This window comes from Capnocytophaga sp. oral taxon 335 str. F0486 (assembly GCF_000277665.1).
Classification (GTDB): domain Bacteria; phylum Bacteroidota; class Bacteroidia; order Flavobacteriales; family Flavobacteriaceae; genus Capnocytophaga; species Capnocytophaga ochracea.
On sequence record NZ_AKFR01000025.1, the window covers coordinates 18,392 to 30,363 of the forward strand.

The following is an 11,972-nucleotide window of genomic DNA, read 5'->3' on the forward strand; positions in this document are numbered from 1 at the left end:
CTAAAATTTATCACTCATAAACTCAATAACGAATGAAGAAAATAATAACACTGATATTCGTAGTACTTGTTGCAATAGCAAACGCTCAGATACACAACCCTGTAAAATGGACAACAACGGTTGAGAAAATCAGCGATAACGAATATTATTTGGTAGCAACAGCTTCCATTGAGGCTGGGTGGAAGCTCTATGCACAAAACATTCCGCCTAAAGGACCTATTCCTACCTCCTTTGCCTTTGAAAAAAGCACAAACTTCGAGCTTATGGGTAAGACCGAAGAAAGTAAACCTATACAAAAGCACGACAAGGTTTTTGATATGGAAATTGCTTATTTTCACAATCAAGCTGTATTCAAACAACGCATCAAAATAGTAAAACCTATAACTTCTATAAAAGCAACGGTAGAGTTTATGAGCTGTGACGATAGCAACTGTTTGCCTCCTGACACAGTAGATTTAGAGTTTTCCCTTTCGGGGATTCCTGTTTCAAGCAAAGTAGCAACTCCTCAGTTTACTTTTGGTAATAATACCGACAGTAATAATACAGTTTCTACAACTATCGTAAGTCAAACTACAACAACAAAAGCTCCTACTACTATCCCTATCTCACGTCAAGGTCTGTGGACAATATTCTTTATATCTTTTCTTTCTGGCTTTGCTGCCTTGCTCACTCCTTGTGTATTCCCAATGATTCCTATGACGGTGAGTTATTTTACCAAACAGAGCAAAACTAAAGCTAAAGGAGTGAAGAATGCTGTAATCTATGGTATTTCTATTATTGTGATTTACGTGTTGTTGGGCTCAGCTATTACTGCTATCTTTGGTGCAGATGCTTTGAATGCTTTGGCAAGCAATTTCTGGTTCAACCTCATCTTTTTCTTAATATTGGTAGTATTTGCCATTTCATTTTTAGGAGCGTTCGAAATTACTTTGCCTAGTTCGTGGAGTACCAAAGTAGATGCTCAAGCCGATCGCAGTGGTTTTATAGGGATTTTCTTTATGGCATTAGCTTTGGCAATAGTATCTTTCTCTTGTACAGGTCCTATTGTAGGTACTTTGTTAGTACAAGCTGCCTCCGAAGGGGGGATCGCTCCTATTATTGGTATGTTCGGCTTCTCATTGGCAATTGCCTTGCCTTTTGCCTTGTTCGCAGCCTTCCCTGGTTGGTTGCACTCCTTGCCTAAATCAGGTGGTTGGATGAACACCGTGAAAGTGGTATTGGGATTTTTAGAATTGGCATTAGCATTCAAATTCCTTTCTAATGCTGATTTGGTATTACAATACCACTGGATAGAACGCGAAGTATTTATCGCTATTTGGATTGCAGTTTTTGGTGCCTTATCGCTCTACCTTTTTGGAAAAATACGTTTGCCTCACGACGATGCCACCGACCGTATTTCAGTAGGTCGCCTGCTATTAGGCTTACTAACTCTTAGTTTTACGGTTTATATGATTCCGGGGTTATGGGGGGCACCACTCAACCTTATCAATGCTTTTCCTCCTCCGCAACATTATAGCGAATCGCCTTACGGTGTAGGCTATACCGCTGACGGAGGTAGTGCCAGTGTAGATGAAGGTGCTCTTCCTGAAGGAGCGCACTTGTTCAAACCTCACAATATTGTTACTTTTGATGATTATGAAAAAGGATTAGCTTATGCCAAACAAGTGAACAAACCCATATTGTTAGACTTTACAGGCTGGTCTTGTGTAAACTGCCGTAAAATGGAACAAAACGTATGGCCTAACCCCCAAGTGCTCGATGCTCTTAGAAATGAGGTGGTATTAATTTCGTTGTACGTAGACGATAAACGTCCGCTATCCGAAAGCGAAGTGAGACCTTCACAGATTAGAGAAGGCAAGATGATAAAAACCATTGGACAAAAATGGAGTGAGTTTCAAACCCTCCATTACAAAGCCAATACACAGCCCTTTTACGTGCTGATGAATCTCCAAGGAGAGAACTTAGTAGACCCAATAGGATATACCCTTGATACCGATGACCCAGATGAGTTTTACAAATGGATAAAACAGGGGATTACTGCCTTTGGTAAATAAAATTATTTGATGAAAAACAAACACTACATACTCCCCATATTTATAGGCTTAAGTTTAGCATTAGGGCTTGTTTTAGGAAGACAACTTGCGAATTTCTACATTCCCAAGCCTCCTCCACCTGTACCTATGCCTATTACGGATATAGATACGGTGCAAGAGAATCCTTATAAAGTGAAATTAAACAGACTTATCGATTATATAGAAGAGGACTATGTAGATAAAGTAAATACCGATAGTATTGTAGACCTCACAATAAACAGTATTTTGCGCAAGTTAGATCCTCACTCCACTTATATCTCTAAAAGTGATATCCAAGAGGTAGCCGAAACGATGAGTGGTAAGTTCGTAGGTGTGGGTATTAGCTTTTATATGTACAAAGATACCATTGCTGTAATCAAACCTATTGAGGGAAGTGATGCAATGCACAAAGGTATTCGTTTTGGTGACCGTATTTTAATAGCAGGGAAAGATACCTTGTTTAAAAAACGCTTAAATACTGATAAAATCAAAAATATTCTCAAAGGAGAAATGGGGTCAAAAGTAGATTTAACTATTTACCGAAAAAGTAAAGATAGTCTTTTTAAAATAGGTATTGAGCGAAAGTTTATTCCTATTAAAAGCATTGATTGTTTTTACAAAGTAAATGATACTTTAGGCTATATACGTATGAATAGGTTTGCCGAAACTACTAATGACGAATTTGACTCAGCACTTAAAGCTTTGGAAAAAGAAGGTATTAACAGTTTAATTCTAGATTTGCGTAATAATTCTGGTGGCTTTCTCAATGTTGGAATTCAGATAGCCGATGAGTTCTTAGCAAAGGATAAGATGATTGTATTTACCAAAAATAATCGCAAAGAAATAGAAGAAACCTATTCTACTGCTGGTGGGTTATTCGAAAATAAACCTATATTTGTACTTGTCAATGAAAATAGTGCCTCAGCTAGTGAAATTGTAGCAGGGGCTTTACAGGATAACGATAGAGGTGTGATAGTAGGGCGTAGAACTTTCGGCAAGGGATTAGTACAAAGCGAAATGCCTCTACCTGATGGTTCGGCAGTACGCCTTACTACCGCTCGCTACTACACTCCAACAGGACGCTCTATACAAAAGCCCTACAACTTGCGTCACCAGCGCAGAAGCTTCCAAATAGATAATGCTACAGTCCCCGATTCTTTAAAGTTTACAACTCCTAAAGGAAAAGTAGTGTATGGTGGTGGTGGTATCTACCCTGATGTATATGTACCGATAGATATGAAACCGGAAACCTATATGGTAAATGAAGTGCTAAACTCAGGACTTACGAACTTCTTTTTGTTTGAATATTTAGATAGTCACCCTTCTCAAAACCATAAGCCACAAAAGTCTTATTTCATAGGGGGATACAAAGTGCCCAAAGAAATGCTCAACGCCTTTTCAAAGTTTTTAAAAGAGCGTAAAATCAACATAGATTTCAAACGAAACAGCAATGATATATCAAAATATCTAAAAGCTAACTTAGCTGAGATATGGTTTAACGATAATGTAGCAGGGCTTATCAGGAATCAAGGAGATTTTTACATAGAAAGCTGTCTACACTACTACAAACAAAAACACCCTAAAAATAGCACTGAAAATCCTACCAAAGTGGTAAGGAGAAAAGCCAAAAAACCTATAAAAAGAGTTTAAAAAATATATGAGCAAGAATTTAACATCACGTAGTGAAGACTATTCTAAATGGTATAACGAATTGGTTGTAAAAGCCGATTTAGCCGAAAGTTCAGGCGTGCGTGGCTGTATGGTAATCAAACCTTACGGCTATGCTATTTGGGAAAAAATGCAAGCAGAGCTCGACCGTATGTTTAAAGAAACTGGTCACACCAATGCTTATTTTCCTTTATTTGTACCCAAAAGTTATTTTGAAGCAGAGGAAAAGAATGCTGAAGGTTTTGCTAAAGAATGTGCCGTAGTAACCCACTATCGCCTTAAAGCTGACCCTAATGAAAAAGGAAAACTAATGGTAGACCCGGAAGCAAAACTCGAAGAAGAGCTGATAGTACGTCCTACCTCAGAGGCGATTATTTGGAACACCTACAAAAACTGGATACAGTCTTATCGTGATTTGCCTATACTCATCAACCAATGGGCGAATGTTGTGCGCTGGGAGATGCGCACCCGTCTATTTCTTCGCACTGCGGAATTCTTGTGGCAAGAAGGACACACCGCTCACGCCACTAAAGCCGAAGCCATAGAAGAAGCTCAAAAGATGATGAACGTATATGCCAACTTCGTAGAGAATTTTATGGCTGTGCCTGTAATAAAGGGTGTAAAAAGTGAAAGCGAACGCTTTGCAGGGGCTGACGATACCTACTGTATAGAAGCCCTTATGCAAGACGGAAAAGCACTGCAAGCAGGAACATCACACTTCTTAGGACAGAACTTCGCCAAAGCCTTTGACGTGAAATATGTGAGCAAAGAAGGTAAACAAGAATATGTGTGGGCGAGCTCTTGGGGGGTGTCAACCCGCTTAATGGGTGCTTTGATTATGACCCACAGCGATGACAATGGCTTGGTATTGCCTCCTAGATTAGCTCCTATACAAGTGGTAATCGTGCCTATCTACAAAGGAGCAGAACAATTAGAGAAAGTGCGCACACACATACAACCTTTGATAGAAGAACTCAAAAAACACAATATCAGCGTAAAATTCGATGATCGTGATACACAGTCTCCTGGCTTTAAGTTCCACGAGTACGAACTCAAAGGGGTTCCCGTGCGCTTAGCCGTAGGGCAACGCGACATAGAGCACAATACCTTCGAAGTAGCCCGTCGCGATACCCTTACCAAAGAAACAGTAGCTGGTAGCCAAATTGTAGCATATATCCAGCAATTATTAGAGGATATACAAGCGAATATCTACAACAAGGCATTACAGTACCGCAACACTCATATTACCGAGGTAAATAGCTATGACGAGTTCAAGGAATTGTTAGAAACTAAAGGAGGTTTCCTCTCAGCACACTGGGATGGTACTCCCGAAACTGAAGAGCATATCAAAGAAGAGACCAAAGCAACGATACGTTGTATACCATTGGATATCAAGGAAGAGTCTGGGTATTGCATCTACTCGGGTAAGCCTTCAAAAAAACGAGTGCTTTTTGCTAAAGCTTATTAAAAATAAAATGAGTCCAGTGATCACTGGACTCATTTTTCTTAATATAATTAGTTTCCTCATTACTTATCTTCTATGCTTTAAAACTTTTAAACAAAGTTTCCATCTTTTCTCTTTCTTCTTCAGCTAAAGCTGCATCTACTAAGATTCGTCCACTGTGTTCATCAGTAATAATCTTTCTACGAGAGGCAATTTCTACTTGTACTTGAGGCGGAATAGCAAAAAAAGAACCTCCAGAGGCTCCACGCTGAATTGGCACTATTGCTAAACGGTTCATCACACTACTGCGAATGCGTTGATAGGCTTTTAGCAAACGCTCTTCAATTTTAGCCGCATACTCTTCTGCTTTTTCTCTTAAAAATTCTTCCTCTTTCTCAGTTTCTGCCAAAACAGAATCAAGTTCAGCTTTTTTGTGTTTGAGGTGCGCATCACGTTGGGCTTTGCGCTCATCTACTTGTTTGATAGCCTCTTTCTTTTGGTCTACTTGCGCTTTACCTTCTTTAATGCGTTTTTCTGCCAACTGTACTTCTAACTCTTGAAATTCTATCTCTTTAGAAAGAGAGGTATATTCACGATTGTTACGTACATTCTTTTGCTGGGTAGTATATTTTTTAATAAGGGCTTTTGCCTCTTCAATTTTTGCCTTCTTCTCAGCAATTCCTGCCTGCAATTCGTCTAACTCTTCTTTAAACTTTACGTGACGTTTTTTTAAACCCTCTACCTCATCTTCAAGGTCTGAAACTTCTAACGGAAGCTCACCACGAGTGTTTTGTAACTCATCAATCTTAGAATCGATGAGCTGTAAATCATACAATGCTCTTAATTTTTCTTCTACGGTTATATCCACTTTTTGTGCCATTTCTATGAATAATATTTGATAGGATTTGTATCTACATTTGATATTGAGAGGGCAAAAGTAGGAATTTTTTTTGAAAGATACTCAAATAAAATAAATTTTATGTATTGTTCACTTTCAAAATGACCTATATCTGCTAATAATATTTTCCCCTCAGCCCTGAAAAAATCGTGGTATTTAAAGTCTGCAGTCACAAAAACATCTGCTTCTGCTCGCTTAGCATCTTCTATTGCAAAAGCACCACTTCCTCCCAATACAGCTACTTTTTTCACTTCTCTCCCCCTGAATGCTGAATACCTAATACAGCTTACCTCCATTTTTTCTTTTAAATAAACAAGGAAATCTGCCTCACTCATCGGAGTTTCAAATTCCCCTATCATACCCATTCCTATATGTTGGTGCTCGTTTTCGAGTATATATATCTCATAAGCCACCTCTTCATAAGGGTGATTTTGGCGAAGTGTTTTTAGGATTTGAGATTGTAAGTGCTTGGGAAAAATAACTCCTACTTGTGTTTCATCTTCTGTGTGAAATACATTGGGTTCACCAATAGTTGGGCGCGAAGATTCATTGCCCTTATAAGTGCCTTTCCCTTCAAGATTGAAACTACATTCCGCATAGTTGCCAATATTCCCCGCTCCTGCTTCGAAGAGCACTTTACGTAGCTTTTCAGCATTGGCTTTTGGAACATAGGTAATAAGTTTTCTAATAACATTAGGCTGTGGAATAAGTATGGAGCGATTGTGTAATCCTAAACGGTCAGCAATAGAAGCATTCACTCCTAGCAACTGATTGTCTAAAGCCGTATGCATACTGTAAATAGCTATTTGGTGTCGAATCGCTTTCATCACTACTCGTTCCACATAGGTCTTCCCTGTAAGCGATTTAAGCCCAGTAAAGATAATTGGGTGAAAGCTAACAATAAGATTACAATTCTTTTCAATAGCTTCTTCTACCACAGCTTCTAATGTATCTAAGGTGATGAGCACTCCTGTTAGTTCGGCATTGGCGTCACCTACCAATAAGCCTACATTGTCAAAACTCTCAGCATAATCAAGTGGTGCAAGAGTTTCAAGAACTTTAGTTATGTCTTTTACTTTCATCGTATTATTTTAATGTTTACATACTTTTTCACAGTTCTTTTAAATAAAGATTTTCTCTAATCTTTTTCTATATCTGATTTATTGTGTTAGAGATTTAAAATCTCTCCATCATCGTAATACACTACTCTATCTCCTATAATACGAGCAGGAGCGGTGTATCTATGAGGTTCTTCCTTACCTATTGCCATAATATGATTTACTTGCCAACCCTTGGCTTTCAAATAATCTGATACCATCGACCTATGACAACGCCACCAAACAGCCTCTGCACACATATAAGCAGTAGTTCTTTTTTCAGCTATAGCAATGAGTTGAGCAATACCTTTTTCAAAATCATAAGTCTCCATATAATCAGCATAAGCTCGGAAAGACTCGTTATGCCAACGAGTATTCTTAGAGTCTTTATGTACTTTACGTCTACCACCTAATAACGTGAGATGTGTATAGGCTATTCCAATTTCGGGTAATACTACCTCTAAGTTTTCTTTATTAAATTGCGGATATTTGTTAGACCCTGGTAACCCTCTGATATCAACTAAATGTTGTATCTCAAACGATTGTAACATCTCTATAAATTCTTCCAATGTATGTGTGGAATGTCCTATCGTATATATTCTCTTCATAATCAATTACTAACCACTATCTTACTCTTTCCATTACCTTCCTTCTGTACCACTACTTTCACAGCAATACGCTCTACCATCTCCTGTACGTGAGAGATAACTCCCACTTTCTTCCCTTGATTTTGCAAACTCTCTAAGGCATCTAAGGCTACTGAAAGTGTCTCAGAGTCTAAAGAACCAAAACCTTCGTCTATAAAGAGGGTTTCTACGTTCATTTTGGTAGATGAAAGAGACGAAAGTGCCAAAGCTAAAGCCAAGGATACCAAAAACGATTCTCCTCCTGAAAGCGAGTATACCGAGCGCACTTCTGCTCCCATATCGTTGTCTATCACTTGCAGACTAAGAGAGTTGGGAATGCGTTGCAGGGTGTAGCGCCTATTGAGGTAGCGCATCTGCACATTAGCATATTGCAAGAGCATATCCAAAGTGTACTCCTGCGCGTATTTGCGAAATGCATTACCTGTACTACTTCCTATCAGGTCGTTGAGCAAGCTCCAGCGATGAGCGAGTTTTTCCTTTTCTTCTTTGGCTGTATGCAACTCAACTGCTATTGCTCGCTGTTGCTCATCATTTAAAAGCCGACTCTTTTGAGTGACTACCGTATCGCGCAAGGTATCTTCTTCCGCTGTCTGTTCAGCCAACTGCTGAACGATATCTTCTTCTGTAAAGTTGAGTGGTCTTTTTTCTTTTAGTGTTTCAAGCGCTTGCTGTTTTTCATTCGCAATAGTGTTGTATTGTGCAATGCGGTCATTTAACGATTGAAGGGCTTGGCGCTCTGATTGTAGCCATTCGTGAGAACGATTCGCCCACTCTTGCATTTTGCTTCTTATATGCTCTATTTGAGCAGGTTTGTAGGCTGTAAGCCATTCTTCTATTTTGTGAGTTGCCTCGGTTATATGAGCTTGCGATTGCTGTTGTTGCGTCGCTAAGGTCTCTAAGTTTTTTTCGTTAGCCGTCATCTCCAATAAGATAGCGTTGTATTGCTGTTGCGTTTGCTCTAAAAGAGTTGTTAATCGTTCTAACTGCTGTTGGTAACTCTCTTCTATTACTTGAACCGATTTTCCTTCTAACAATCCCGCACGTTCTTCTTTCAGCATTTGCAATTGCGCTTGCTCTTTATCGATTGTCGTTGTCAATTCGGTGAGCTCTTGATGGAGTACTTGTTGTGAGGAGGCGAGCTCGGTGCGCTCTTGGGTGAGTTCTGCAAGGCGCTTTTTGTATTTCTCCACACAAGCCGAATGTGCTTCCCAGTCGGTTTTAGCAGTGGTAATTTGGTTTTGAAATTGCACAATATCGGTTTTCCAAAGGGTAAGCCAAGCGTCCGAAAGTTGCAAACTCTGTAATTGCTGACTGTATTTTTGCCGTTGTTGCTCGTAATTTTCAGCGTCTTTCACAAGGGTATTCAGCTCATCAGTAAGCGATTTGAGTCGGTTGAGGACTTCAAAAAGACGCTCGTTTTCCGCTAAAAGATGTTCTGTTTTTGCTATCTTATCCGTGATATATTCTTCTATTTTCACAGAAGGATAGGTCGTATAATACACTGATTGCGACAAGCGTTCGCTCTCTTGTTGCCATAAATCCGTACGCGCTGCGTTTTCTGCTGTCTGACTCTCTATACGCTTTTGCAGTTCTTTGAGCTCCGTTTCTTTGGTGATAACCTCCTTAGTAAGCATTTCTAATTGTTTTTTAGCCGTTAGAAATTCTTGTTGCACTGTATCTATCAGGTGTTCTGCTACTGCCTTATGAGCATTGGGGTGGTGTACCGAACCACATACGGGGCAGGCTTCTCCTTCCACCAAATGTTCTCTCAAAAACGCTACATCTTTGGTATTTTCTATTTGTGCCCTTTGGTAAATGCGTTCCGCTGTATCACAAGCTATTTGGGAGGCTATCTTCTCAGTTTTTAAACGTTGCAATGTTTCCAATATTTGGCTTTGGGTGTTTTGTATATCTTGTAAGAGCGCTTCTCCCTGAACTTTTGCGTCAGTGTATTGCTTGATATGTTTGGCAATCTCTCTATCCGCCTGATACACTTGCAAAGCGGTGAGATAAGCCTTCTGCTGTTTAGCAAGCGTCTCTATATCAGTTGAAGGGAGTGCCTGTATAGGGTATTGTGCTTTCAGCTCATTGAGTTGTTGCGTAAGGCGTTCTTCTGCTTGGCTATGGGCGGTTAGTTTTTCATTGAGTTGTTGCTGTTCTTCCACAAGCTGTTTGAGCCACAAGGCATTGCGGTACAACTGCGCTTCATCAGGGTGAGTGTTGAGCCACTGCTCTTCTTGCTGAATGTACCTCTCCCCTTTCTGTATATGTTCAGTTACTTTTTCAAGCGACTCTTTTTTAGCTTGCAAAGCAGTCTCTTTCGCCTCTTGTTGCTGCTGTTTTTGCTCAAAAATCTGCGTTAGTTCTGCAAGTCGTACGTCCAATTCTTTTGCTTTGGCAATAACAGGTTTGGCAGTTTCATAAGCCTTTTTGGCAGTAGCCAAATCGTTTTCGGTTAGCAATTTTTGCTCGGATACCTTAGCCTTATCAGCTGTGAGCCGTTCTTTTTCGGTAGTAGCTTCCTTCAAATGTTGCTGAGCGGTTGCTAATAGTTCTTTTTCCCTTTGCTCGGTGAGGATATCCCCTTTTATGGCTTGTAATTGCTCTATGATAGCAAGCTCTCCAAAACGTTCCGCTTGCGAGGTTTTCTCTTGTTCGGCTTTTTCTCTATTGGCAATAGCCTCTTGCCATTGCTGAGTGTACAACTTCTGATTGTCAAACCACTGCTGTTGTTCTTTTAAAGTAGCGAGCGAGGCTTGTAAGGTTTTCAACCTCTCTTCATCGGCTGTAAGTTGCTCGGTCAAAGCACTGCGCTCTTCTTCCGTTAAAAAAACAATGTTTTCGAGCTGTTTTTCTAAGAGTTGGAGTTCGTTTTTATGTTGTTTGTTGAGTTCGTACACTTGCTTAGAAATGCGTGTGTAAATCTCCGTACCTGTGAGTTTTTCTAAGATATCCGACCGCTTATCATCATTTGCTTTTAAGAACGACGTAAAGTCTCCCTGTGCCAAAATCACCGATTTGGTAAACTCGTCAAAAGTCAAGCCTACGCATTCCTTTATCTTTTCAAGCACCAATGTCTTGCGGTTCTCAGCAATCAGTTGGTTATCCGTCAGGCAAGTAAGTTGCAAAGTTTCAGGCTGAATTGCCCCCGAAAGTTTGTTATAGGCTCTGCGTACCTGCCATTCCGCTTCATAAGTCTTGCCGTCTACCGCCTGAAATACCACTTTGGCATAGCCCGAAATCGCCCCTTTGCGCAAGAGGTTCTTCACATTATTTACCTGCACCTCAGCCGAGCCGTCAGCAATAGCAACCGAGTTTTTTGTAGTTGCCAAGCGAGGGGTATCGTTGTAAAGCGCAAGGCAAATAGCATCTAAAATGGTAGATTTGCCTGCCCCTGTCGCTCCTGTAATAGCAAATAACCCCACCGATTTAAGGGGTTCAGCTTCCAAATTAAGCGTAAAGGGACCTTCTATAGAAGCGATATTATGAAGAGAGACCGAAAGTATTTTCATAAGAAAAAAAACCTCCGTGAGGAGGTTTTTAAAAGTTGCTATGTTATTTTTGGAACTTAGCGTATTTGTTTTTAAACTTATCAATACGTCCGGCTGTGTCGATAAGTTTAGATTTACCAGTGTAGTAAGGGTGCGAAGTGCGAGAAATCTCTAATTTTACTAATGGATACTCAACCCCTTCTACTTCAATAGTCTCTTTTGTCTCTACGGTAGACTTTGTGATGAAGATATCGTCGTTCGACATATCTTTGAAAGCCACCAAACGGTAAGATTCTGGGTGAATTTCTTTTTTCATTGCAATGCTAATTTTATTACGTAATTTTTTCAGGGCGCAAAGGTACAACTATTTTTCGAATTGACAAACTAAATAATTAAAATCTAAAACCCGCCCATTCCACCATCAAGTGCAATTTTTCAGATTACTTTCTGATAGAATAAACCTTTTAGTTTTTCAAAATCTAATACTTTTCTTGGTCTATTATTAATTTTATATTGATATTCTTTAATTTCTTTATCTGTAATATCTTTAAAATCAGTGTTTTTTGGTATGTATTGCCGTACAAGACCATTGGTGTGTTCACTAAGACCTCGCTCCCAAGAACTATAAGGATGAGCAAAGAAAAATTGTAGGTTC

At 39.7% G+C, this 11,972-nt stretch carries 9 protein-coding genes; 3 read left to right on the forward strand and 6 right to left on the reverse strand.

Annotated elements, in window-relative coordinates; genetic code table 11:
• Positions 1-32: 32 nt before the first annotated feature.
• Genes HMPREF1320_RS05535 through proS form a run of 3 tightly spaced genes read left to right on the forward strand, consistent with a single transcriptional unit; the run spans position 33 to position 5,208 of the window.
• Positions 33-2,054 carry a protein-disulfide reductase DsbD family protein gene (locus tag HMPREF1320_RS05535; RefSeq protein ID WP_009417770.1) on the forward strand — a complete coding sequence of 674 codons (2,022 nt, stop codon included), beginning with the start codon at positions 33-35 and terminating at the stop codon, positions 2,052-2,054.
• A gap of 9 nt (positions 2,055-2,063) precedes the next feature.
• A complete protein-coding gene (locus HMPREF1320_RS05540) occupies positions 2,064-3,722 on the forward strand; it encodes a S41 family peptidase (RefSeq protein ID WP_009417769.1) in 1,659 nt (552 codons plus the stop codon).
• Positions 3,723-3,729: 7 nt separating this feature from the next.
• On the forward strand, positions 3,730-5,208 hold the full coding sequence (gene proS, locus HMPREF1320_RS05545) for a proline--tRNA ligase (protein ID WP_009417767.1): 1,479 nt from the start codon (positions 3,730-3,732) through the stop codon (positions 5,206-5,208).
• Between the two features lie 70 nt (positions 5,209-5,278).
• Here proS and HMPREF1320_RS05550 read toward each other — a convergent pair whose 3' ends face one another.
• From HMPREF1320_RS05550 to HMPREF1320_RS05575, 6 genes are all read right to left on the reverse strand, one after another.
• Positions 5,279-6,064, reverse strand: coding sequence for a zinc ribbon domain-containing protein (locus HMPREF1320_RS05550; RefSeq protein WP_002671132.1), 786 nt, complete (start codon positions 6,062-6,064; stop codon positions 5,279-5,281).
• Between the two features lie 2 nt (positions 6,065-6,066).
• Positions 6,067-7,164, reverse strand: coding sequence for a Nif3-like dinuclear metal center hexameric protein (locus tag HMPREF1320_RS05555; RefSeq protein WP_009417774.1), 1,098 nt, complete (start codon positions 7,162-7,164; stop codon positions 6,067-6,069).
• Between the two features lie 86 nt (positions 7,165-7,250).
• Positions 7,251-7,787, reverse strand: a complete 537-nt coding sequence (locus HMPREF1320_RS05560) for a DUF488 family protein (protein ID WP_034554220.1) — start codon at positions 7,785-7,787, stop codon at positions 7,251-7,253.
• Positions 7,788-7,789: 2 nt separating this feature from the next.
• Positions 7,790-11,338 carry an AAA family ATPase gene (locus HMPREF1320_RS05565; protein ID WP_009417778.1) on the reverse strand — a complete coding sequence of 1,183 codons (3,549 nt, stop codon included), beginning with the start codon at positions 11,336-11,338 and terminating at the stop codon, positions 7,790-7,792.
• Positions 11,339-11,381: 43 nt separating this feature from the next.
• Positions 11,382-11,633, reverse strand: coding sequence for a type B 50S ribosomal protein L31 (locus tag HMPREF1320_RS05570; RefSeq protein WP_002671135.1), 252 nt, complete (start codon positions 11,631-11,633; stop codon positions 11,382-11,384).
• A gap of 119 nt (positions 11,634-11,752) precedes the next feature.
• A partial coding sequence (locus HMPREF1320_RS05575) for an IS30 family transposase (protein WP_009417763.1) occupies positions 11,753-11,972 on the reverse strand: 220 nt, incomplete at its 5' end.

Bases quoted from the DNA above. Each gene is read 5' to 3' on its own strand.
- proS (WP_009417767.1), top strand. From the start codon at position 3,730: ATGAGCAAGAATTTAACATCACGTAGTGAAGACTATTCTAAATGGTAT.
- HMPREF1320_RS05570 (WP_002671135.1), bottom strand. From the start codon at position 11,633: ATGAAAAAAGAAATTCACCCAGAATCTTACCGTTTGGTGGCTTTCAAA.
- HMPREF1320_RS05560 (WP_034554220.1), bottom strand. From the start codon at position 7,787: ATGAAGAGAATATATACGATAGGACATTCCACACATACATTGGAAGAA.
- HMPREF1320_RS05550 (WP_002671132.1), bottom strand. From the start codon at position 6,064: ATGGCACAAAAAGTGGATATAACCGTAGAAGAAAAATTAAGAGCATTG.
- HMPREF1320_RS05540 (WP_009417769.1), top strand. From the start codon at position 2,064: ATGAAAAACAAACACTACATACTCCCCATATTTATAGGCTTAAGTTTA.
- HMPREF1320_RS05555 (WP_009417774.1), bottom strand. From the start codon at position 7,164: ATGAAAGTAAAAGACATAACTAAAGTTCTTGAAACTCTTGCACCACTT.
- HMPREF1320_RS05535 (WP_009417770.1), top strand. From the start codon at position 33: ATGAAGAAAATAATAACACTGATATTCGTAGTACTTGTTGCAATAGCA.
- HMPREF1320_RS05565 (WP_009417778.1), bottom strand. From the start codon at position 11,338: ATGAAAATACTTTCGGTCTCTCTTCATAATATCGCTTCTATAGAAGGT.